We start from the raw sequence: 21,929 nt of genomic DNA, 5'->3' as shown, positions 1-21,929 counted from the left end.
GTGCGCCCGGAGAGATTCGAACTCCCGACCGCCTGGTTCGTAGCCAGGTACTCTATCCAACTGAGCTACGGGCGCGTTGTCAGGCGCGGGATTATTCCCGAGTTCTGCCGATTCGTCTACAGCGGCGTGTGCCGATGCGTCGTTGCGCTGCGCAACGTCGCGGTCGCATGCCCGCAATAGCCGGCGAACGCGCAAAAAAAAACGACAAACCGAGTTTGTCGTTTTTCATCTGACTGGTGCGCCCGGAGAGATTCGAACTCCCGACCGCCTGGTTCGTAGCCAGGTACTCTATCCAACTGAGCTACGGGCGCGTCGTCAGGAGCGGGATTATTACCGAGTCCCCCGGACCCGTCAATGCCCTTCGCGGAAAAAATTCAGTCTGCGCTGCCGAGCAGGGCCTGCGCCACGGCCGCCGGCCGCTTCATCCAGGCGAAATGGTCGGCCGCAGCGCCCAGCTGCGCCGCATCCAGCGAGCGCAGCTCGAGCGTGCGCGGCGCCAGTTTGCGCAGCAGGGCGTGCAGCGAGGTGGCCGGCGCCAGCCAGTCGTCCTGCAGCACCACGCCGCGCACCGGTGCGGTCACCTGCGCCAGCAGCGCTTCCAGATCCGCGGCCATGCCGGCCGCCGCATAGCGATTGCTCAGGCCCACTCGCGCCCAGTCCGCGATCAGCGAGCGCGCCTCGGTCCCGCCGAAGCCGAGCCTGCGCCCGTGCAGCACGCCCTGGCGCTGCGCCAGCCACGGCAGGAAGCGGTACGCCAGCGGCAGCAGATAGCGACGCGGCGCGGCGAACTGGCGCCAGTACGGCGTGCCGCTGGCGACCAGCCACAGCTGGGCGAAGGCCTGCGGATGCAGCGCGGCGTAGCAGCAGGCGATTTGCCCGCCGAGGCTGTGGCCGCCGATGGTCAGCGGCAACGCGGCGTGCTGCGCGATCGCCGCGTGGCTGGCCGGCAGATCCTCGCACAGCAGTTGCCGATAGCCCCAGTCCTGCGCGCGCGACGGACGCAGCGCGCTGCTGCCGTTGCCGCGCCATTCGTGCAGGAACACCGCCACGCCCTGCGCGGCCAGCGCTTCGGCCAGCGGCAGATAGTGGCGCGCGGCCACGCCGAGCGCGGGCAGCCACAGCAGCGCCTGGCGCGGCGCCGCGGGGACGCGTGCGAGCAGCGTCCAGCGGTGGCCGTCGCCGGCGACGGCCGGCAGCGCCCCGCTCGCCGGCGCGTGCGTGCTCATGCGTTGCGCGCGGCGCCGAAGTGGTCCAGCACCACCACCTCGCTGCGGCCGGGACGGTAGCCGCCCTGCAGCGCGCGGGCGACGTAGTCGATCGCTGCCTCGCAGGCCACCGGCAGCGCCAGTCCCTGGCACAGCTGCGCGGCGATCGCCGCGGCGAGGGTGCAGCCGGTGCCGTGCGCCTGCAAGTCCAGCCGCGCATGGCTGAATTCGCTGCGGCTGACCCCGTCGTCGTAGCGGTCGATCACCCGATGGCCTTCGGCCAGGTGGCCGCCCTTGAGCAGCACCGCCTGCGCGCCGGCCTCGAGCAGCGCGGCGGTGGCGTGCTCGGCATCGTCGGCGTTCTCGATCGTGCGGCCCAGCAGCAGCTGCGCTTCCGGCGTGTTCGGCGTGACCAGGGTCGCCAGCGGCAGCAGGCGGCCGCGCAGCGCATCGAGCGCGTCGTCTTCGAGCAGCTTGGCGCCGCTGGTCGCGACCATCACCGGGTCCAGCACCACGAACGGCGGGCGGTGCTGTTCCAGCGCGTCGGCGACCAAGTGGATCACCGCGGCGTTGGCGAGCATGCCGAGCTTGACCGCGCCGATGTCGAAATCGGCGAAGCAGGCGTCGAGTTGCGCGCGCAGGAACGCCAGAGGCGGCACGTGCACGGCGCTGACCCCGCGGGTGTGCTGCGCGGTCAGCGCGGCGATCGCCGACAGCCCGTGCACGCGGTGCGCGGCGAAGGTCTTCAGGTCGGCCTGGATGCCGGCGCCGCCGCCCGAGTCGGTGCCGGCGATGCTCAGTGCGGATACGACGGTGGGTTCGCTCATGCGCCGATTGTGCAGCGCCCGCCGCGGCTTGGCGACCGCGGGGTCAGCGCTGCTGGCGGCGGTAGTGGGCCTGCAGCGCGTAGATGGTGCCGACCAGGCCGGTCAGCAGCGCCGGCGCCAGCAGCGCATCGAAGCCGACATGGCGGTAGGCCCAGGCGCCGAGCACGCCGCCGAGCAGGAAGCCGCCGATGATCAGCAGGCTCAGGCGGATGCGCCGCCGCGGCAGCGGCAGGCCGCGCAGGGCCTGGCCCAGGCCGATGCCCAGGTCGGTGAACATGCCGGTCAGGTGGGTGGTGCGCACCACCGCGCCGCTGTAGGTGGTGGTCATCGCGTTCTGCAGGCCGCAGGCGGTGGCGGCGAACAGCGCGCCGACGAGCTGTTGCTGCTTGAACGCCTGCATCGCCGCCAGCAGCAGCAATGCTTCCAAGGCAAGCGCCACGCCATAGCGGCGGCCCAGGCGCAGCCGGCTGTCCTGCACCACGATGCCGCTGAGCACGGCGCCGCCGAGGAAGGCCAGCACCACGCCCAGCAGGTTGCCGATCACGCGCATGTCGCCATCGGCCAGCGCCGCGCCGAGCAGGGTGGTGGTGCCGGTCAGGTGGGTCACCGCCTGGTGCTCGAAGCCCAGATAGCCGACCACGTTGACCATGCCGGCGACGCAGGCCAGCGCGCCGGCGAACGCCCAGGCCCAGCGCGGCAACTCGAAGTTCATGCGCCGGTGCGGCGCCGCGGCGCGGCGCGCGACAGGCTGGGCGGGGGCTGGCGGCGCATGCGTCGCGGCCTACTTCGCGCCGTTGACGGCGATCTCGGAGAACGTGCCGGTGTCCGGGTCGAACACCGCGCCCCAGAAGCCGCCGCCGCCGCCGCACACGCGCACCGCGTCGACGCTGGGATCCAGGTCGCTGTCGTCGTGCGGCTTGAACGCGTTGACGTAGATCGCCTGCTTGCCGCGGTAGAGGATGCCGACGTACTGGCGGTCGGCGCCGGCCGGATCGGCGATGTCCGGCTGCAGTTGCGCCAGCCGGGTTTCCAGCTGTGCGATCTGCTCCACGCTCGGCACCCAATAGCCGCTCACCGCGCCGTCGTGGCGCGCCGGGCTGTCGCGCGAGCAGGTATCGAGCACCTGCGCGGCGGTGCTGTTGCGGGTGACGATCCACGATTGCCCGGCCTTGATCGCGGTCGGCACGCTGGCCGGCCCGCGCGTGGTGGTGCACGCGCCGAGCAGGGCCAGGGCCAGCGCCGCGCCGCCGAGACGGCACGCGCCGGCGGCGTTCACAGGACCTCCGAGGCGTAGTCGGCCAGGCGCGAGCGCTCGCCGCGGCGCAGGGTGACGTGCGCGCTGTGCGGCCAGGCCTTGAACCGGTCCACCGCATAGGTCAGGCCCGAGGTGGTCTCGGTCAGGTACGGCGTGTCGATCTGCTCGACATTGCCCAGGCACACGATCTTGGTGCCGGGGCCGGCGCGGGTGATCAGCGTCTTCATCTGCTTCGGGGTCAGGTTCTGCGCTTCGTCCAGGATCAGGTAGCGCGACAGGAAGGTGCGTCCGCGCATGAAGTTCATCGAGCGGATCTTGATCCGGCTGGCGAGCAGGTCGTTGGTCGCCGCGCGGCCCCAGGCGCCGCCTTCCTGGTTGTGGGTCAGCACTTCCAGGTTGTCGGTCAGCGCGCCCATCCACGGCGTCATCTTCTCTTCCTCGGTGCCGGGCAGGAACCCGATGTCCTCGCCGACGCTGACCGTGGCGCGGGTCATGATGATCTCGCGGTAGCGCTGCTGGTCCATGGTCTGCGCCAGGCCCGCCGCCAGCGCCAGCAGGGTCTTGCCGGTGCCGGCGGTGCCGAGCAGGGTGACGAAGTCGATTTCCGGATCCATCAGCGCGTTGAGCGCGAAGTTCTGTTCGCGGTTGCGCGCGGCGATGCCCCACACCGCGTGCTGGCCGCTGCGGAAGTCGTCGACCAAGGCCAGCGTCGCCTTGCGCTCGCCGCTGACCTTGACCACGCGCAGTTCCACTTCGTCGTCGCCGGGCAGGTACAGGTACTGGTTCGGATACCAGTCCTCGTCGTCGGCCAGCGCGATCTCGTAGCAGGTGCGGCCCTTGTCGCTCCAGCTGCGCAGGTCCTGGTTGTGCTTCTGCCAGAAATCCTCCGGCAGCTCGATCGCGCCGGTGTACAGCAGGCTGAAATCGTCGAGCGCGCGGTCGTTCTCGTAGTCCTCGGCGATCAGGCCGCTGATCGCCGCCTTGATCCGCAGGTTGATGTCCTTGGACACCAGGATCACCGGCGTTTCCGGGCCGTCCTCGCGCAGCGCCAGCACCGCGGCCAGGATCTTGTTGTCCGGCGCCACGGTGCCGAAGCTGCGCCCGGGCTCGACCGGGCGGGTCTGGAAGTACAGCCGGCCGATGCTGCCGCTGCTCTTGAGCTGGATGCCCTGCGGATGGCTGAGCGGGATGCCCGACTCGATCTGCTCGGCGCCGGCGCCCTCGATCAGCTCGTTGAGGAAACGGCTGACCTGGCGCGCGTTGCGGCTGACTTCGGACATGCCCTTCTTGGCGTTGTCCAGCTCCTCGATCACCTGCATCGGCAGGAACACGTCGTGTTCCTCGAACTTGAACAGCGCGGTCGGGTCGTGCATCAGCACGTTGGTATCCAGCACGTAGATGCGCTTGCCTCGGGTCATCGTGGATTCCTGGGAGTGGGACAGGGAAAGACCATCACGGCCTGCGCAGGGCAGGGTGATGCGACGTGCGGGAAACGCGAATGATCACTGCTGGGCGGCGGCCTGCAGTGCGTCGAACACGGCCTGGGCGTGGCCGGGAACCTTGACCTTGCGCCAGCTGCGCAGCAGCCGGCCCGAGGGCGAGATGAGGAAGGTGCTGCGCTCGATGCCGAGCACCTGGCGGCCGTACATGTTCTTTTCCTTGATCACGTCGAACGCGCGGCACAGGGCCTCGTCGGCGTCGCTGACCAACGGGAAGCGGAAGCCCTGCTTGGCGCAGAAGTTGTCGTGCGACTTCAGCGAATCGCGCGAGACGCCGAGCACGGCGGCGTTGGCCTGCTCGAACTGCGGCAGCAGCGCGTTGAAGTCGATGCCCTCGGTGGTGCAGCCGGGGGTGCTGTCCTTCGGATAGAAATACAGCACCAGCCAGCGGCCGGCGTAATCGCCGAGCGTGGCGCTGGCGCCGCCGGACAACGCCAGCGGCAGTGCCAGCGTGGTGCGGTCCAGGGTGTCGCCGTCCTTCATGGGGTGTCCTCCGCGTGCATCGCCATCATCTGCGTTCGAATGCATCGATGTCCAGCGCGGATCAGAACTTCATCGGGTCCATGATCGCGTCCAGGTTCAGGTGGTCGCAGAACTCGAGGAAGTCGTCGCGCAGCGCGGCGATGTGCATGTTCGCCGGCACCCCGATCGTCACCTGCGCCGAGAACATCTCCGCGCCGGTCTGCATCGCGCGGTAGCGGGTGCTCTGCAGGTTCTCGATGGTGATGCCCTGGCGGTCGAAGAAGTCCGCCAGCTGGAACAGGATGCCCGGCTTGTCGGCGGCGATGACCTCGACGATGTAGGGCAGCAGGTTGGACTGCGCCTGCTTGGCGCCGGTGCGGTACCACACCAGCTTCATGCCTTCCTCGCGGTCGAGCCGGGTCAGCATGGCTTCGAGCTTGGCGACCGAATCCCACGAGCCGGTCGCCAGCGCGGTCACCGACACGTCGCGGCCGACCGTGGCCAGGCGCGCATCGACGAGATTACAGCCGCTGTCGGCGATACGGCGCGTCACCGGCAACAGCGGCGACTCCGGATGCGTCGTATAGGCGTTGATCAGGAGGTGGTTTTCGGTCGGCGCGGGCCGGGGCGTGGTGTCTGTCAAAGGGGCTTCCGGCATTGCGTAGGATTGCGTAAGGCTGAACGGCGTCCGGGCGGTCGCTCGGCGCAGTATGCAGCATACTTGCCCGCGCTTTCGGGCCGCAAGTAACATGCGGGACGAATCCCGTCCGTGCGGGCTGCACGCGGCCCTCTCCAAATCACAGCGAGCATCACGCATCTTGTCCCTCTCCGGCATCATCACCGCCCTGGCCACGCCCTTCCAGGGCAATGGCGACCTCGACCTCGACGCCTGGCAGCGGCTGCTCAAACGGCAGCTGGACGGCGGCGTGCAGGGCGTGGTGGTGGCGGGATCGACCGGCGAGGCGGCCACCCTGCTGGACGAGGAGTACGACCTGATCCTGCGCGAGGCGGCGCAGGCGATCGGCGGGCGCGTGCCGCTGCTGGCCGGCACCGGCCTGTCCGGCACCGCCAAGACCGTCGCGCTGACCCGCCGCGCCGCCGCCAACGGCGCCCAGTACGCGCTGGTGGTGACGCCGCCGTACGTGCGCCCGACCCAGGCCGGCCTGCTCGCGCATTACCTGCAGGTGGCCGAGCACGGCGGCCTGCCGGTGGTGCTGTACAACGTGCCCGGGCGCACCGGCTGCGACCTGCTGCCGGAGACGGTGGCGCAGCTGGCGCAGCATCCGAACATCGTCGGCATCAAGGAAGCCAGCAGCGATCCGCAACGCATCGCCGCGCTGCTGGCGCTGCGCAGCGACGGCTTCGCCGTGCTCAGCGGCGACGACGGCAGCGCCGCGCAGGCCATGCTCGGCGGCTACGACGGGCTGATCTCGGTCGCGTCCAACGCCTTGCCGGCCGCCTACCGCCGCCTGTGCGACCTGGCGCGTGCGCGCCAGGCCGAGCCGGCGCAGGCCTGGGACGCGCGCCTGCAGCCGTTCCACGCCTTCTGCGGCATCGAATCCAACCCGATCCCGGTCAAGGCGCTGCTGCAGCGCGCCGGTATCGGCCAGGGGCTGCGGCTGCCGCTGCTGCCGCTGTCCGCGGCGCACCACGCCACGGCCGACCGTCTCGCCACCGACGCAGCCGCGTTGGAAGAACTATCCAGCCGCGAAACGCTCGCGGCCTGACCCTCAGGAGATTTATCGATGCGTGCTTCCGTTCCCTACGTCCGCGTGCTGTCGGCCGCCGTGCTGGCGACCACCATGGTCGCGGCCACCAGCGGTTGCAGCTGGTTCCACAAGGGCAAGCCGCGTGGCGACTATGCGCTGGCTCCCGAAATGCGTCCGCTGGAAGTGCCGCCGGATCTGACCGCGCCGGATACCTCGGCGGCGATGAAGGTGCCGGCGCTGGCCTCGGCCACGCAGCGCCCCGGCGCCGGCAGCGCGCCGGCCCAGGCGCCGGCGGCGTCGAACAGCGGTTTCGTGGTGCCGGGCGCGCGCGACCAGGTGTTCGGCCAGGTCGGCGACGCGCTGGGCGGCATCGAGGGCGTCACCATCGCCAGCCGTGCGCAGGTGCTGGGCTCCTACGACGTGGCCTACGAAGGCAGCAACTTCCTGGTTCGCGTGGTGGCGGTGGATGCCGGCGTGTACGTGTCGGCGGTCGATCCGCGCGGCATGCCGGCCAACGGCGATGCCCCGGTCAAGCTGATCGCGGCGCTGAAGGCCAAGCTCGGCCATTGAGCCGGCGTCGCCGGCCGGCGTGCGCGCCGGCTGTGGCGATGGACAGAGACGGGCGCCGCAGGGCGCCCGTTTCGTTTTGGGGAAGATGCGGATTGCGCCCGGATGCTGAGGTTCCAGGAATCCCCTGTAGGAGCGGCTTCAGCCGCGACAGGCTTTACCGATGGAGCCTGTCGCGGCTGAAGCCGCTCCTACAAAACCGCTCGCGCAGCTTGGGTTGCCTCGACGGCGCTGCGCGCCGGTTACTTCAGCAGCAGCGGCAGCTTGTTCGGCTTGCCGTCCCACTCGGCGGCGTCGGGCAGCGGTTCCTGGCGCGTGGTCAGCACCGGCCAGGCCTTGGCCAGCTCCGCGTTGAGCGCGACGAAGCCTTCCTGTCCGGCCGGCACGTCGTCCTCGGGATAGATCGCGTTGGCCGGGCACTCCGGCTCGCACAGGGTGCAGTCGATGCACTCGTCCGGATCGATCACCAGGAAATTGGGACCCGCGTGGAAACAATCCACGGGACACACTTCCACGCAGTCGGTGTATTTGCACTTGATGCAGTTTTCGGTGACGACAAAAGGCATGGTTCGATCCGGCGGTTAAGCGCGCAATTCTAAAGCAGTCGGCGCCGGCGCGTGGAGAATGCGCGTGGCGGTGCCGGCGCGGGTCCCGCCGCGCCGCGGCAGGCGGGTCTTGCGGCGCGGCTTGCAGGCGGCGCCGGGGACGGTGCGGGGATCAGACGCCGATGCCGCCGCGGCGTTGCGCCAGGCGGTACAGGCCGCGTGCGGCGAGGTCTTCCGGGTGGCTGTGGACCGCGCTGCCCAGCGCGCGCAGCGCGTGCGCGTAGCGGTTCAGCAGGCCGCTGCCGCCGATCAGGTGCACGCGCGGCGCCAGCGGCAGGCGCGCGCGCAGTTCGTGGCCGATCAGCAGGCCGGACAGGTAGGACGGCGCGGCCGCCGCGCTCAGCCGCTCGAACAGGCCCAGGCTGCGCACGCCGAACAGGTGGTGCAGCAGGCCGCCGGGCTCGCCGCTGCGCTGCAGGCCGGCGTCGAAGCCGGTGCCGTCGAACTGCGCGTCGTCGGCATCCATCAGGCGCGCCAGCAGGCTGTGCTGGCGCAGCAGCGCGTACAGCTCGCCGGTCATCATCGTGGCCAGGGCGGCGATGCGACCGTGTTCCAGATCGACCCATTTGCTGTGGGTGCCGGGCAGGCACACGCTGTGGCGGCCCGCGTCCCGGGCGTCCTGCGCGAGGACGTCGAGCAGCCCGATCAGTTGGGTCTCCTCGCCGCGCATCACGTCCGGCACCGCCTCGGCGCCGCTGGCCACGCCGGGCACGAACCACAGCGTGCGCCCGGGCAGGGCCGGGTCCTGCAGCGGCTGCATCGCCGCGGCCAGCGCGTCGGCGTCGGCCGGGCAGGGCGCGTAAGGCAGTTCGATCCAGCCGTTGCGGCTGCCGATCATGCCGCACAGCACCACGTCGCCGGGCCAGCCGTCGATCAGCGCCGCCAGGGTCGCGGCGAAGCGGCCCTGGCAGGCGCCGATGCCCTGGTCGCTGCGGCGCTGCTCGAGGACGCGGCCGTCGGCGGCGAGCCGGTAGCCGCGCAGGCTGCTGGTGCCCCAATCGATGGCGATCATGCGCTGGCGATGCGTCCTTCGGGCAGGCCGGCGATGCCGACCGCGGCGACGAACAGGCCGCCGGCCTGCGGCGTGCACGCCAGTTCGGCGTCGGCGTGGTCCATGCGCGAGGTGCTCAGGTACAGCGTGCGGCCGTCGGCGCCGCCCAAAGCAGGGCAGGTGGGATGCTTGACCGGCAGCGCGACGCTACGCTCGACGCTGCCGTCGGGCCGGTAGCGGACCACGCGCCAGGCGCGCCATTGCGCGTTCCACAGGTGGCCTTCGGCATCGACGATGGCGCCGTCGGGTTCGGCGCTGGGGTGATCGAGTTCGGCGAACACGCGGCTGTTGCCGGTCTGGGCGTTGGCGGCGTCGTAGTCGCAGCACAGGATCTGCGGGCGCACCGAGTCGCAGTAGTACAGAGTGCGGCCGTCGGCGCTGAAGCAGATCGCGTTGGGGATGGCCACGCCGGGCAACGGCAGGCGGCGCAGGCCGTGGCGCGCGGACCACTGGTAGAAGCTGCCGACCGGGGCCTGGTCGGCGCGTTCGCTCATGGTGCCGAACACGAAATTGCCGTGGCGGTCGGCGCGGCCGTCGTTGGCGCGGGTGTCGTCGCGCTCCGGCTCCAGGTCGGCCAGCCTGTGCAGCGGCAAGTCGGTCGCGTCGGCGGCGCTGGCATCGGGATCGGCGGCGTACACGCCCTTGGCCAGCGCCAGCAGCAGGCGGCCGTCGTCGAACAGACCCAGGCAGCCGGGGCGGTCGGGCAGGGCCCAGTGACGCGTGGCGCCGCTGGCCGGGTCGTGCCGCCACAGCTGGCGTCCGTCGATGTCGACCCAGAACAGCACTTGCCGGCGTTCGCACCAGACCACGCCTTCGCCGTGGGTGCAGCGGCTGTCCACCGCCAGCGTGGCGGTGTGTGCGGATTCGGTGCTCATGGGCTCACTCACCATTCGGCGATGCTGCCGTCGGCGTGGCGCCAGACCGGGTTGTGCCAGTCGGGCGGATTTTCGTTGGCATGGCGCAGGCGCTCCTCGTCGATTTCCACGCCGAGGCCGGGCTTGGGCAATGCGGCGATGCTGCCGCTATCGTCGCACGCGAAGTCTTCCTTGTTGATCACGTAGTCGAGCAGGTCGGCGCCTTCGTTGTAGTGGATGCCGATGCTCTGTTCCTGCAACACCGCGTTGTGCGAGACGAAATCCACCTGCAGGCAGGCGGCCAGCGCGACCGGGCCGAGCGGGCAGTGCGGGGCCAGGCCGACATCGTAGGCGTCGGCCATGCTGGCGATCTTCAGGCATTCGGTGATGCCACCGGCATGCGACAGGTCGGGCTGCAGCAGCGACAGGCCGCCGGCCTGCAGCACCGGCTTGAAGTCGAAGCGCGAGAACATGCGTTCGCCGGCCGCCAGCGGGATCGGTGTGGACGCGGCCAGGCGCGGATAGTATTCGGCCAGTTCCGGCAGCACCGGTTCCTCGACGAACAGCGGCTTGAACGGCTCCAGTTCGCGCAGCAGCACGCGCGCCATCGGCGCGGCGACACGGCCGTGGAAGTCGATGCCGAAGTCGATGCTGGTGCCGAACGCCTCGCGGATCTGCGCGACCTTGGCCACCGCCGCGTCCACCGCGCGCGGCCCGTCGATCAGCTTCATCTCCTCGGTGCCGTTGAACTTGAAGGTGTCGAAACCCAGCTCACGGTAGCCCTGGATCTGCGCGATGGTCGCCGACGGGCGGTCGCCGCCGACCCAGCGGTAGGTCTTCATGCGGTCGCGCACCAGCCCGCCGAGCAGTTCGTACACCGGCACACCCAGCGCCTTGCCCTTGATGTCCCACAGCGCCTGGTCGATGCCGGCGATGGCGCTCATCAGGATCGGCCCGCCGCGGTAGAAGCCGCTGCGGTACAGCAGTTGCCAGAGGTCGTTGATCCGCGCCGGATCCTTGCCGATCAGGTAGCCGCTCAGTTCGTGCACCGCGGCGTCGACGCTGCGCGCGCGGCCCTCGATCACCGGTTCGCCCCACCCGGTGATGCCTTCGTCGGTTTCGATCTTCAGGAACAGCCAGCGCGGCGCGGCGTGATAGGTGGTGAGGCGAACGATCTTCATGCGTGGTCCAAGTAGGCTTGGCGGAAGGCGGCGGCCTGCGCCCGGGTCTGCGCGAGCGCCTGGCCGGGCCGGTACAGTTCGCCGCCGATGCCGGCGCCGGTCGCGCCGGCGGCCAGGTAGTCGTGCAGCGTGTCGGTGCTGACCCCGCCGACCACGAACAGCGGCACCGTCGGCGGCAGCACCGCGCGCAACGCGCGCAGGTGGCCGGGACCGTAGGTGGCGGCCGGGAACAGCTTGAGCATCTGCGCGCCGGCGTCGAGGGCGTCGAAGGCTTCGGTGGCGGTGGCGAAGCCGGCCACCACCTGCAGGCCGCGCGCGACCGCGTGGCGGATCACCGGCGGCCGCGTGTTCGGGGTGACGATGAAGCGCGCGCCGAGATCGGCGAGGACATCGACGTCGGCGATCTTCAGCACGGTGCCGCCGCCGATCCAGCAGCGCTGGCCGAACGCCTGCACCGCCGCGCCGATGCTGTCGGCCCAGCGCGGCGAGTTGAGCGGGATCTCGATCGCGTCGTAACCGGCCTCGGCCAGCGCGCCGACATGGTCCAGCGCGTCGTCGGGGGTGAGGCCGCGCAGGATCGCGATCAGGGGAAACTGGAACGGGGAGACGGCGGACATCGGCTTACCTGGCAACGTGCGTGGAGCGGAAGGCGTCCACTGCGACGTCGTCATCGCGCGGCCGCAGTGGCGCGCAGGTGAGCGACCGTCCCGTTGGCGACGAACGGGCGGGCGCCATCGACCGGTGCGCTGGCTGATCGTCCTGCTCATCTACGCTGGCGCGGTGCGCCGGCGCCTTCACGAGGCGGGTGTGGCGGTGGGACGGCGTCGCGGCCGGAGTCGCGACTGGCCGATAGCCTGCGCGCGTGAAGATATGCTCGGCAAATGAAATTTTAGACATATGCTATTCCGGTGGTGAATACGCATCTTCTCGCTCAGGACGCTTTCCGCTTATGACCGCTACCGCCAATCCCTGGTTCAACGCCGCCCGCCTCAAGACCCGGCATCTGTTGCTGCTGTTGCAATTGCACGAGCATCGCTCGGTGCTGCGCGCGGCCGAGGCGGCGAGCATGACCCAGCCGGCGGCGTCCAAGCTGCTGGCGGAAATGGAGGACCTGCTCGGGGTCAAGCTGTTCGAGCGGCATGCGCGCGGGGTGGAGCCGACCTGGTACGGGCAGGTGCTGATCCGCCGCGCGCGTTCGGCGATGTCGGAGATCGGCCGCGCGCAGGAGGAGATCGCCGCGCTGCGCGAGGGGCGCATGGGCCAGGTCTCGATCGGCACCGTGGTCAATCCGGGCACCAACCTGGTGCCGCAGGCGATCGCCGAGGTCAAGCGCGAGTTCCCCGGCATCCTGGTGCGGGTGGAGATGGACTACAGCCGGCCGCTGGTGGCCAGGCTGCTGGACGGCCAGCTCGACATCGTCATCGGCCGCATCCTCGGCCCGTATGGCGGCGACGAGCTGGAGTTCGAGCCGCTGGCCGACGAGCCGCATTCGGTGGTGGCGCGCGCCGGGCATCCGCTGTCGGCGCGCGCCGACCTGCGCCACGCCGACCTGGCGCGCTACGGCTGGGTGCTGCCGCCGGTGGACAGCGTGCTGCGCGCGCGGCTGGACGCGATGTTCATGGAGCACGGCGTGCCGACCCCGCAGAACGTCATCGAGACCTCGTCGTTGCCGGTGATGACCAGCCTGCTGCGCGGCAGCGACCTGCTGGCGGCGCTGCCGGCCGACGCGGTGGCGCCGTACGTGCAGGCCAAGCTGCTGACCGTGCTGCCGATCGCGCTGGGGGTACGGATGGAATCGTTCGGCATCATCCGCCGCCGCGACTACATGCTGCCGCCGGGCGCCGAACGCATCCTGCTGGCGCTGCGCAACGCCGCCAAGCGCCTGTATCCGGATCGGGCGCCGGGCTGAGCGAAGTCCGAGGGACACCGTCTGCTGGTGCGGGGCAGGGTGACTCGATGGAACACGTGCCGTTGAGTGGAATCTGGCGGCATGCATTGTCACGTTCTGGTTACGTTTTGCCTGGTCCGCCAGGTGGTTTTGTGGTGCCGTCCAGGTAGTCGAAAAGCACATAGATTGGCGTGAATTTTTCATTTGCTTAACGCGAAATTCACTTCTAGGCTCAGCCGATCGTGACCGATGTCGCGGCGCGTCGCTCGGTTGCGACGCCCGCCACGCCTAGCGATACGGCAGCGGGCCATGGCTTGCCGCCGTCACAACCAGCAAGGCGGCGCGCACGCGCGACCGTCACCCGTGTGTGCATGTGTCCTGGGAGGGAAACATCATGTCATCGCGTCATTACCGTGGTCCGGCCTCGCCGACCGCAGCGGTTCGTACTACCTGTCTTTTGCGTCGTTCGGCCATGGCGCTGAGCATCGGCCTGTTGTTGAGCGCGCAGGCGATGGCACAGGACGCCGAGGACAGCAGCAAGAAGAAGAGCGCCGATCCGGTGACCCAGCTCGACGCGATCGAGGTCAAAGGCGTGCGCGCCAGCCTGATCAAGTCGCAGACGATCAAGCACGATGCCGAGCAGATCGTCGATTCGGTCAGCGCCGAGGACATCGGCGCGCTGCCCGACCGCAGCGTCACCGAGACCCTGCAGCGGGTCAGCGGCGTGACCATCGACCACTTCATGGCGCGCAACGACCCCGACCATTTCTCCGCCGAAGGCAGCGGCGTGATGATCCGCGGCATGACCCAGGTGCGCGGCGAGCTCAACGGGCGCGACAGCTTCAGCGCCGCCAGCGGCCGCGGACTCAGCTTCGAGGACGTGCCGGCCGAACTGATGGCCGGCGTGGACGTGTACAAGAACCCGTCGGCTGAGATCATCGAAGGCGGCCTCGGCGGCACGGTCAACCTGCGCACGCGCATGCCGTTCGACCAGCCCGGCCGGGTGATCGGCTTCACCGCCGACGAGAACTACGGCGACTTCAGCAAGACCTACAAGCCGTCCGGCTCGTTCCTGTTCAGCGATCGCTGGAACACCGGCGTCGGCGAGATGGGGCTGATGCTGGACGTGGCCTATTCGGAACTGGCCACCCGCAGCGACGGCATCCAGGTGGAGCCGTTCGTGCGCCGCACCGATGCGGCGTTGCTGGCCGGCACCGATTTCGACAAGGTCTACGTGCCCGGCGGCGTCAACTGGCGGCAGCTGGATTTCGAACGCAAGCGCAAGGGCGTGGCCGGGGCGTTCCAGTGGCGGCCCAGCGACGACACCGAAATCTACGTGCAGTACATGCGCTCCACCTACGACATGAACTGGCAGGAGCGCGCGGCGTTCTTCAACGACGACACCAACGCGATCAGTCCCGCCCCCGGCACCACCTTCACCTACGACGCCGACGGCCGTTTCGTCAGCGGCTCGCCGGTGTCCAGTTCCTGGCGCGGCAACGTCACTGGCAACGATGGCGTGCGCTTCTACACCGACAACCGCTACGCGCAGCAGAGCACCACCACCTCCGACCTGTCCGGCGGTTTCACCCACAAGCTCACCAGCAACCTCACCGTGCGCGGCGACATGCAACTGGTGCAGTCGGAAAGCGATTCGCTGGACTTCACCCTGTTCAGTTCGGTCTACCTGCCGGGCCTGACCTTCGACCTGAGCGGCAAGTACCCGGCGGTGTCGATCGCCGATACCAGCTATACCTCCGACCCCTCCAATTATTTCTGGAGCGCGGCGATGGACCACCTGGCGAAGAATCGCGGCCGCGAACTGGCCACGCGCTTCGACCTGGAATACACCTACGACGACAACCCGTGGCTGCGCACCTTCCGCGCCGGTATCCGCGCCACCGACCGCACCCAGACCAACAAGAATTCCGGCTACAACTGGGGCGTGATCAGCGACAACTGGGCGACGATTCCCGAAACCAGCACCGGCCTGGCGGACCTGGCCAGCTACATGACCTCGTCCTCGCAGCTGTATTCGTACTCGAACCTGTTCCGCGGCAAGATCAGCGTGCCCAATAGTCTGTATTTCCCGAGCAATGCCGCGGTCAAGGACTATGCCGGCACCTCCAAGCTGATCGAGCAGATTGTGGCGCTGCGCGGCTGGGGCTGGGCGCCGGACCAGTACCAGTTGCAGGACACCAACCGCCAGTTCGAGCGTACCCAGGCGGCCTACGCGGTGCTGTACTTCGGCAACGACGAGGCGCTGGGCGTGCCGGTGGACGGCAACATCGGCGTGCGCATCGTGCAGACCAAGACCGAGGCCACCGGCTACGGCCAGTTCCCCGACCTGTCGGCCACCGCCGCCTCCGATGCGCTCAAGGCGCAGTACACCGGGCAGTTCTTCGCCAACAACGCGCAAGGCAGTTATACCAACGTGCTGCCGAGCTTCAACATGCGCTTCAAGTTCTCCGATGCGCTGCAGTGGCGCATCGCCGCGTCCAAGGCGATGGCGCGGCCGGACTACACCCAGCTGCAGCCGTACCTGCTGCTGGCGGCGACCACCGAGGAGGACGGCACCGTGTCCAAGTGGACCGGCACCGCGGGCAATCCGAACCTCAAGCCGATGAAGGCCAACCAGTACGACACCGCGCTGGAATGGTATTTCGACACCAGCGACATGATGTACCTGACCCTGTTCTACAAGAGCGTCAAGGACTACTTCTCCACCCAGACCACCACCGAGACCTACGGTGGCCAGGACTGGCTGGTGACGCGGCCGTACAACATGTCCAAGGGCCGCATCCGCGGTTTCGAGTACGGCTACACGCAGTTCTTCGACTCGTGGCCGGGCTGGCTGAGCGGCTTCGGCGTCAATGCCAACTTCACCTTCGTGGACAGCAGCGGCGGCGTCAATTCCGCGACCGATCCCTACACGCAGACCACCGTCACCGGTGTGAGCCTGCCGCTGGAAGGCCTGTCGCGGCGCAGCTACAACCTCGCCGGCATCTACGAGAAGGGGCCGTTGTCGGTACGCCTGGCCTACAACTGGCGTTCGCGCTACCTGCTGACCGCCAGCGACGTGGCGACCAAGCTGCCGACCTGGTCGGACGACTACGGCCAGCTCGACGCTTCGGTGTTCTATCGCTTCACCCCGCATCTGCAGCTCGGTGTCCAGGCCAACAACCTGACCAATACCGTGACCAAGGTGTTGATGGGGCCGACCTCCTATGCCGACGGCGAGGTCGACAACCACCTGTACACGCGCAGCTGGTTCGTCAACGACCGCCGCTATTCGCTGGTGCTGCGCGCCAACTGGTAAGCGACGTTCGCCAGGACGCTGTCCTCGGCCCGCATGCGCGACGCATGCGGGCTTTTTTTATGGCGTTGCGGATGCGGTCGGCGTCGCGCCGAAACGAAACAGCCTGCGCAACGGCGGTATGCGGCTGTTTACAGGCGGACTCGCTTTTCGTATGTGGAAAACATATAGCTAACTGTAAATATTTCATTGGATGGCATGGTGACTGCAACCTATTCTCAGGCCCGAGTCGTGATCGTCTCCGATCGCGTGCGCGCTGCGGCAACCCCGCTCGTGTCCGACTTGCGGCCAGCATCCCATTTCGGCAGGTGCGGCCGGACAACTTAGAAACGGCGACGTTGCCCTTGGCACGATCGCCGAATCGTTTGTACATGTGTCCTGGGAGGGAAGCACCATGTCAGCGCCCCATAGCCATTGTCCGCCTGCGCGGACCGTGGCGCTCCGTTCTACCCGTTCGATTTCCGGCCGCGGCGTCCGCCGCTCCGCCATCGCCCTGGCCGTCGCCGCGCTGGTCGCCGCGTCCGCCGCGCAGGCCCAGCAAGCCGAGCAGGCCGCGCCTGCGCAGGCCGACGACGCCACCACGCAGCTGGATACGGTGCAGGTCAGCGGCACCCGCAGCAGTGTGACCAAGGCGCAGCTGGTCAAGCAGAATTCCGAGCAGATCGTCGACTCGATCGTGGCCGAGGACATCGGCAAGCTGCCCGACAACAACGTCGCCGAGGCGCTGCAGCGCATTTCCGGCGTGCAGATCGCGCGCAACTACGGCGAGGGCAGCAGCATCGCGATCCGCGGCCTGACCCAGGTCCGCACCGAGCTCAACGGCCGCGACATCTTCACCGCCAACGACGGCCGCGGCCTGAGCTTCGAAGACGTGTCGGCCGAACTGCTGGCCGGCGTCAACGTCTACAAGAATCCGTCCGCGGACATGATCGAAGGCGGCCTGGGCGGCACCGTCGACCTGCGCACGCGCCTGCCGTTCGACTACGACGGGCGCAAGATCGCCGGCAGCGTGCAGTACAACCACTACGACCTGGCCGACGACAGCAAGCCGGCGTTCTCGGGCATGTACAGCGACCGCTGGCAGACCGGCATCGGCGAGATCGGCCTGCTGGTGAACTACTCGCAGCAGACCAGTCCGTTCCGCCAGGACACCATCTCCATCGAGCCGTGGTACACGCAGACCGATCTGCCGGGCTATGAAGGCCAGGAGATCTCGGTGCCGCATGGCGCCGGCACCAACACCACGGTCGGCGAGCGCAAGCGCAAGACCGGCGCGTTCGCGCTGCAGTGGCGGCCGAACGACGACGTCGAGGTCACCGCGCAGGTGCTGCGCTCGGACTACGATTTCCGCTGGCACGACTATTCGTTCTTCGCCTACAGCGGGCAGAACCCGATGCAGGGCTACGACGATATCGTGGTCAACGACCGCAACGAGTTCGTCAGCGGCACGTTCCAGAACACCCCGGCCGATTCCAACACCAGCCTGACCGAGCGCCATTCGGTGACCACCGACTACTCGCTGGGCGCCAAGTGGACGGTATCGCCGAACCTGACCCTGAGCACCGATTTCCAGTACATCGATGCCACCACCAAGGGCACGCGCTACATCCTCGGCACCGGCATGGACACCACGCCGCGCTACACCATCGACTTTAGCGGCGACCTGCCGCGCCTGTCGGTGACCGATGCCGCCGGCAACCCGGGCTACCTGGCCGACCAGGCCAACTACAGCGGCTGGAAGTTCCACCTGGACAACAAGGACGACAACGAGGCAACCGAGTTCGCCTGGCGCAGCGACATGGACCTGGCGTTCGACGACAGTTTCGCGCGCAGCTTCAAGGCCGGCGTGCGCTATACCGACCGCGATGCGCAGAACAAGGGCAACGTGTGGCGCTACATGTACCTGGGCGCGCCGTTCTCGCAGTACCCGGACGCGCAGGTGATGCAGAATCCGATCACCGATTTCTTCCGCGGCGATTCGCAGACCTTCGGCCCCAGGCTGACTCCGTCCGACGCGCTGGTCGACAACTACGCGCAGGCGTTGTCGGTGTTCGGCGCCTCGCCGCTGACCTTCGCGCCGAACAACATCAACGGCCAGGGCGAGAAGACCTACGCCGCCTACGGCGTGCTGCGCTTCGGCGTGGACAGCGGCGCGATCCCGTTCGACGGCAACATCGGCCTGCGCATCGTGCGCACCAAGGTCGATTCGCAGGGCGTGCGCACCGGCACCGACGCCGAGGGCGGCGGCCTGCTGCCGGTGGACGTGCAGCAGACCTACACCGACGTGCTGCCGAGCCTGAATCTGCGGTGGATGCTCACCGACACGCTGCAGTGGCGCTTCGCCGCCTCGCGCGGCATCTCGCGTCCGGATCTCAACGAACTCAATCCGAACCTGAGCCTGGGCACCGCCACCGGCAACGACGGCACCACCCGCCGCACCGGTTCGGCCGGCAATCCGGACCTGCGGCCGATGAAGGCCGACCAGTTCGATACCGCGCTGGAGTGGTACTTCGGCAAGGGTTCGATGATGTACGGCACGGTGTTCTACAAGAAGGTCGACGGTTTCATCGCCGATGCCGTGTTCGAGGAGGTCTATGGCGGCCAGACCTGGGAGATCACCCGCCCGGTCAACGGCAAGGACGGCCGGATCAAGGGCGCGGAGCTGGGCTATACCCAGTTCTTCGACTTCCTGCCGGGCTGGCTGAGCGGCTTCGGCCTGCAGGCCAACTACACCTACGTGGACAGCGAGGCGCCGAGCCCGACCGCCACCGACACCAACGGCCAGGCGCTGACGGTGCCGTTGCAGGGCCTGTCCAAGAACAGCTACAACCTGATCCTCAGCTACGAGATGTCGCGCTTCCAGGCGCGCGTGGCCTACAACTGGCGCAGCGACTGGCTGGTGACCACGGCCGGCAACGGCACCGGCAATCTGCCGGTGTACAACAAGGGCTTCGGTCAGCTGGACGCGTCGGTGCGCTACAACATCGACGACGTATGGTCGGTGTCGGTGGATGGGGTCAATCTGCTGGATACCCGCAACGAGAGCTACCTGGGCGTGGAATCGCGTTACCGCGACTTCGTGATCAACGACCGTCGTTACGGCCTGACCCTGCGCGCCAGCTTCTGAGCACGGCGCGGTCGATCCGCTCCGGCGCGCGCAGCGTGGCCGGAGCGGGGGTTTTCCTGCCGACGGCGTGGCCGTCGGTTGCACTCGGAGTAGGGCGCACGATGCGGCAACATCGCTTGCTAGGATCCGACGCACTGCCCGGCATGTCGCAGCGTGCCGGGCGGCTGCGTTCGGCCTGGCTGGCGCTGCTGCTGGTCTTGCTGTGCGGCGCGGTTCCGGTGCTCGCGGCGCCGCCAGTGCCTTACCAGTTCCGCAGCGTCGCCATCGGCGGCGGCGGTTTCGTCAGCGGCCTGCTGTTCCACCCGGCGCAGCAGGGGCTGCTGTATGCGCGCACCGACGTCGGCGGCGCCTACCGCTGGGACGCCGCGTCCGCGCACTGGGTCGCCTTGACCGACTGGCTCGGGCCGGCCGACCAGAACCTGATGGGCATCGATGCGTTCGCGATCGACCCGCACGATCCGCAGGCGCTGTACCTGGCCGCGGGCACCTATCTGCACGAGCGCGCCGGCAACGCCGCGATCCTGCGTTCGCACGACCAGGGGCGCCGCTTCGTGCGCACCGATCTGCCGTTCAGGCTGGGCGGCAACGAACTGGGCCGCGGCAACGGCGAACGGCTCGCCGTCGACCCCAACGACGGCCGCGTGTTGCTGCTCGGTTCGCGCGATGCCGGCCTATGGCGCAGCGCCGACCGCGGCGCGCACTGGCAGCGGGTGCAGTCGTTTCCGGCGGTGGCCACCGGGCCGTCGGCCAGCGCGGTGAACCATGCCGGACGTCGCCAGCAGGTGGGCATCGCCTTCGTGCTGTTCGACCCGGCCAGCGCCGCCAGCGGTGGCGCGTCGCAGCGGATCTACGTTGGCGTGTCCACGCCGGAACAGAGCCTGTTCGAGTCCGCGGACGGCGGGCGCAGCTGGCGGCCGGTGCCGGGGCAGCCGACCGGATTGCGCCCCAGCCACATGGTGCGTTCCAGCGCCGGCATCTACTACCTCAGCTACGGCGACCAGCCGGGTCCGGACCTGATGGCCGACGGCGCGGTCTGGAAGTACGAGCCGGCCGCGGCGCGCTGGACCGACATCACCCCGGTGCCGCAACCGCGCAGCGGGCCGGGCTTCGGTTGGGGCGCGGTGGCGGTGGACCCGCGCCGGCCGGACACGCTGATCGCCAGCACGTTCCGCCGCTACCAGCCGGGCGACGACATCTACCGCAGCACCGATGGCGGACGCAGCTGGGCACCGCTGTTCCCGCGCTCGCGCTTCGCGCACGACGCGGCGCCGTGGACCGCGCAGGCGCGCCCACACTGGATGGCGTCGCTGGCGATCGATCCGTTCGACAGCGATCGCGCGCTGTTCGTCACCGGCTACGGCGTCTGGGCCTCGCGCAACCTGCGCGCGTTCGATGCCGCCGATGGCGTGGTGCAGTGGTGGTTCGCCGACGCCGGGCTGGAGGAAACGGTGCCGCTGGACCTGCTCAGCCCGGCGCAAGGCGCGCACTTGCTGAGCGCGCTCGGCGACATCGATGGCTTCCGCCACGACACCCTGGACCGCGCGCAGTCGCAGTTCGCCGGGCCGCGCCTGACCAACGGCGAGAGCATCGATGCCGCCGGCCAGGCGCCGCAGTTGGTGGTGCGCAGCGGTACGTTGCGCGAGCGGCGCAACGGCGAGGCTCGCGCGGCATGGTCGCGCGATGGCGGCGCCAACTGGACGGCATTCGCCAGCGAGCCGCCGGTGGGCGAGGGCGCCGGGCATATCGCGATCAACGCCGACGGCAGCCGCGTGATCTGGTCGCCGCGCAACGGCGGCAGCGCCTGGGCCAGCGACGATTGGGGCCGGCAGTGGCAGCGTGTGGAAGGTTCCTCGGGCAGCTTGCTGATCGAGGCCGACCGGGTTGATCCGCAGCGCTGGTACGCGGTGGATGCGGCCAGCGGCCGTTTCTTTCTCAGCGAGGACGGCGGCCGCCGGTTTCGCGACAGCGGCGTCCAGGTCGGCGCGCCGTCCGCTGCCGAGCGCACCCGCCCGCAGCTGCGCCCGGATCCGCTGCGCGCCGGCGTGGTCTACCTGGCCAGCCCCAGCCACGGGGTGCTGCGCTGGCAGGACGGCAGGCTGCAGGTGCTGTCGAACGTGCAGGAAGCGCGCTCGCTGGGCCTGGGCCGGGCGCCGCGCGAGGGTGCGCCGCCGATGCTGTTCCTTGCCGGTACCGTGGACGGCGTCGGCGGGCTGTTCCGCTCCGAGGACGAAGGCCACCGCTGGCAGCGCATCGACGACGACGCGCACCGGTTCGGCCGCCCCTACGCCGTCACCGGCGACCCGCGCGTGGTCGGCCGCGTCTACTTCGCCACCGGCGGCCGAGGCATCTTCTATGGCGATGCGCCGTAGTCCGCGCGGCCAGC

At 69.2% G+C, this 21,929-nt stretch carries 18 protein-coding genes and 2 tRNA genes; 6 read left to right on the top strand and 14 right to left on the bottom strand.

The window, feature by feature from the left end:
* Nucleotide 1: 1 nt before the first annotated feature.
* The 9 genes from JR064_RS21010 to JR064_RS20970 all read right to left on the bottom strand — a co-directional run bounded on the left by JR064_RS21010 (nt 2) and on the right by JR064_RS20970 (nt 5,906).
* A tRNA-Arg gene (locus JR064_RS21010) sits at nt 2-75 on the bottom strand.
* Nucleotides 76-234: 159 nt separating this feature from the next.
* Nucleotides 235-311, bottom strand: a tRNA-Arg gene (locus JR064_RS21005).
* A 63-nt stretch (nt 312-374) separates the two neighbouring features.
* A complete protein-coding gene (locus JR064_RS21000; RefSeq protein WP_206231022.1) occupies nt 375-1,226 on the bottom strand; it encodes an alpha/beta hydrolase family protein in 852 nt (283 codons plus the stop codon).
* Nucleotides 1,223-2,032, bottom strand: a complete 810-nt coding sequence (thiD, locus tag JR064_RS20995) for a bifunctional hydroxymethylpyrimidine kinase/phosphomethylpyrimidine kinase (RefSeq protein ID WP_191826953.1) — start codon at nt 2,030-2,032, stop codon at nt 1,223-1,225. Before thiD ends, JR064_RS21000 begins: the two co-directional genes overlap by 4 nt.
* A gap of 43 nt (nt 2,033-2,075) precedes the next feature.
* The gene (locus JR064_RS20990; RefSeq protein WP_179564211.1) at nt 2,076-2,744 is read right to left on the bottom strand and encodes a YoaK family protein; all 669 of its coding nucleotides are present in this window, start codon (nt 2,742-2,744) and stop codon (nt 2,076-2,078) included.
* A 69-nt stretch (nt 2,745-2,813) separates the two neighbouring features.
* A complete protein-coding gene (locus JR064_RS20985) occupies nt 2,814-3,308 on the bottom strand; it encodes a hypothetical protein (RefSeq protein WP_206231021.1) in 495 nt (164 codons plus the stop codon).
* Nucleotides 3,305-4,705, bottom strand: a complete 1,401-nt coding sequence (locus JR064_RS20980) for a PhoH family protein (RefSeq protein ID WP_179564215.1) — start codon at nt 4,703-4,705, stop codon at nt 3,305-3,307. The genes JR064_RS20985 and JR064_RS20980 overlap by 4 nt, the downstream gene beginning before the upstream one ends.
* A gap of 84 nt (nt 4,706-4,789) precedes the next feature.
* Entirely contained in the window at nt 4,790-5,269 is a 480-nt protein-coding gene (locus JR064_RS20975) for a peroxiredoxin (protein ID WP_009604221.1), read from the bottom strand.
* 61 nt (nt 5,270-5,330) lie between these two features.
* Nucleotides 5,331-5,906, bottom strand: coding sequence for a glycine cleavage system transcriptional repressor (locus JR064_RS20970; protein ID WP_087943489.1), 576 nt, complete (start codon nt 5,904-5,906; stop codon nt 5,331-5,333).
* 160 nt (nt 5,907-6,066) lie between these two features.
* On the opposite strand from JR064_RS20970, the gene dapA reads away from it, so the two are divergent.
* A complete protein-coding gene (gene dapA, locus JR064_RS20965) occupies nt 6,067-6,975 on the top strand; it encodes a 4-hydroxy-tetrahydrodipicolinate synthase (RefSeq protein WP_179564219.1) in 909 nt (302 codons plus the stop codon).
* Between the two features lie 18 nt (nt 6,976-6,993).
* Nucleotides 6,994-7,527 carry a hypothetical protein gene (locus JR064_RS20960; RefSeq protein ID WP_179564221.1) on the top strand — a complete coding sequence of 178 codons (534 nt, stop codon included), beginning with the start codon at nt 6,994-6,996 and terminating at the stop codon, nt 7,525-7,527.
* Nucleotides 7,528-7,766: 239 nt separating this feature from the next.
* Here the strand turns inward: JR064_RS20960 and fdxA are convergent, their stop codons facing one another.
* The 5 genes from fdxA to JR064_RS20935 form a co-directional block, all read right to left on the bottom strand.
* Nucleotides 7,767-8,090: a ferredoxin FdxA gene (fdxA, locus tag JR064_RS20955; RefSeq protein ID WP_039005179.1), complete on the bottom strand. Its 324-nt coding sequence runs from the start codon at nt 8,088-8,090 to the stop codon at nt 7,767-7,769.
* 151 nt (nt 8,091-8,241) lie between these two features.
* Entirely contained in the window at nt 8,242-9,141 is a 900-nt protein-coding gene (locus JR064_RS20950) for a 2-dehydro-3-deoxygalactonokinase (protein ID WP_206231020.1), read from the bottom strand.
* Nucleotides 9,138-10,055: an SMP-30/gluconolactonase/LRE family protein gene (locus JR064_RS20945; protein WP_206231019.1), complete on the bottom strand. Its 918-nt coding sequence runs from the start codon at nt 10,053-10,055 to the stop codon at nt 9,138-9,140. The genes JR064_RS20950 and JR064_RS20945 overlap by 4 nt, the downstream gene beginning before the upstream one ends.
* A gap of 8 nt (nt 10,056-10,063) precedes the next feature.
* Entirely contained in the window at nt 10,064-11,215 is a 1,152-nt protein-coding gene (dgoD, locus tag JR064_RS20940) for a galactonate dehydratase (protein ID WP_179564227.1), read from the bottom strand.
* The gene (locus JR064_RS20935) at nt 11,212-11,832 is read right to left on the bottom strand and encodes a 2-dehydro-3-deoxy-6-phosphogalactonate aldolase (RefSeq protein ID WP_179564229.1); all 621 of its coding nucleotides are present in this window, start codon (nt 11,830-11,832) and stop codon (nt 11,212-11,214) included. The genes dgoD and JR064_RS20935 overlap by 4 nt, the downstream gene beginning before the upstream one ends.
* 332 nt (nt 11,833-12,164) lie before the next feature.
* On the opposite strand from JR064_RS20935, the gene JR064_RS20930 reads away from it, so the two are divergent.
* From JR064_RS20930 to JR064_RS20915, 4 genes are all read left to right on the top strand, one after another.
* Nucleotides 12,165-13,124 (top strand): LysR substrate-binding domain-containing protein, encoded by a 960-nt coding sequence (locus tag JR064_RS20930; RefSeq protein ID WP_206231018.1) that lies wholly within the window; start codon nt 12,165-12,167, stop codon nt 13,122-13,124.
* Nucleotides 13,125-13,575: 451 nt separating this feature from the next.
* Entirely contained in the window at nt 13,576-16,422 is a 2,847-nt protein-coding gene (locus tag JR064_RS20925) for a TonB-dependent receptor (RefSeq protein ID WP_206231017.1), read from the top strand.
* A gap of 391 nt (nt 16,423-16,813) precedes the next feature.
* Nucleotides 16,814-19,546, top strand: a complete 2,733-nt coding sequence (locus tag JR064_RS20920; RefSeq protein WP_206231016.1) for a TonB-dependent receptor — start codon at nt 16,814-16,816, stop codon at nt 19,544-19,546.
* A gap of 143 nt (nt 19,547-19,689) precedes the next feature.
* Nucleotides 19,690-21,915: a cellulase gene (locus JR064_RS20915; RefSeq protein ID WP_206231015.1), complete on the top strand. Its 2,226-nt coding sequence runs from the start codon at nt 19,690-19,692 to the stop codon at nt 21,913-21,915.
* The last annotated feature ends 14 nt before the right edge of the window (nt 21,916-21,929 follow it).

It is taken from the genome of Xanthomonas bonasiae, assembly GCF_017163705.1.
In the GTDB taxonomy this organism is placed as follows: Bacteria; Pseudomonadota; Gammaproteobacteria; order Xanthomonadales; family Xanthomonadaceae; genus Xanthomonas_A; species Xanthomonas_A bonasiae.
The sequence above is the reverse complement of the archived record's forward strand: the minus strand, read 5'-3'. Positions and strand labels throughout refer to the sequence as shown.

What these genes read in the sequence shown, in the direction of transcription:
- JR064_RS21000 (WP_206231022.1), bottom strand. Translation starts at nt 1,226, where the DNA reads ATGAGCACGCACGCGCCGGCGAGCGGGGCGCTGCCGGCCGTCGCCGGC.
- JR064_RS20970 (WP_087943489.1), bottom strand. Translation starts at nt 5,906, where the DNA reads ATGCCGGAAGCCCCTTTGACAGACACCACGCCCCGGCCCGCGCCGACC.
- JR064_RS20975 (WP_009604221.1), bottom strand. Translation starts at nt 5,269, where the DNA reads ATGAAGGACGGCGACACCCTGGACCGCACCACGCTGGCACTGCCGCTG.
- JR064_RS20980 (WP_179564215.1), bottom strand. Translation starts at nt 4,705, where the DNA reads ATGACCCGAGGCAAGCGCATCTACGTGCTGGATACCAACGTGCTGATG.
- JR064_RS20960 (WP_179564221.1), top strand. Translation starts at nt 6,994, where the DNA reads ATGCGTGCTTCCGTTCCCTACGTCCGCGTGCTGTCGGCCGCCGTGCTG.
- fdxA (WP_039005179.1), bottom strand. Translation starts at nt 8,090, where the DNA reads ATGCCTTTTGTCGTCACCGAAAACTGCATCAAGTGCAAATACACCGAC.
- JR064_RS20935 (WP_179564229.1), bottom strand. Translation starts at nt 11,832, where the DNA reads ATGTCCGCCGTCTCCCCGTTCCAGTTTCCCCTGATCGCGATCCTGCGC.
- JR064_RS20945 (WP_206231019.1), bottom strand. Translation starts at nt 10,055, where the DNA reads ATGAGCACCGAATCCGCACACACCGCCACGCTGGCGGTGGACAGCCGC.
- thiD (WP_191826953.1), bottom strand. Translation starts at nt 2,032, where the DNA reads ATGAGCGAACCCACCGTCGTATCCGCACTGAGCATCGCCGGCACCGAC.
- JR064_RS20990 (WP_179564211.1), bottom strand. Translation starts at nt 2,744, where the DNA reads ATGAACTTCGAGTTGCCGCGCTGGGCCTGGGCGTTCGCCGGCGCGCTG.
- JR064_RS20950 (WP_206231020.1), bottom strand. Translation starts at nt 9,141, where the DNA reads ATGATCGCCATCGATTGGGGCACCAGCAGCCTGCGCGGCTACCGGCTC.
- dgoD (WP_179564227.1), bottom strand. Translation starts at nt 11,215, where the DNA reads ATGAAGATCGTTCGCCTCACCACCTATCACGCCGCGCCGCGCTGGCTG.
- JR064_RS20925 (WP_206231017.1), top strand. Translation starts at nt 13,576, where the DNA reads ATGGCGCTGAGCATCGGCCTGTTGTTGAGCGCGCAGGCGATGGCACAG.
- JR064_RS20930 (WP_206231018.1), top strand. Translation starts at nt 12,165, where the DNA reads ATGACCGCTACCGCCAATCCCTGGTTCAACGCCGCCCGCCTCAAGACC.
- JR064_RS20920 (WP_206231016.1), top strand. Translation starts at nt 16,814, where the DNA reads ATGTCAGCGCCCCATAGCCATTGTCCGCCTGCGCGGACCGTGGCGCTC.
- JR064_RS20915 (WP_206231015.1), top strand. Translation starts at nt 19,690, where the DNA reads ATGTCGCAGCGTGCCGGGCGGCTGCGTTCGGCCTGGCTGGCGCTGCTG.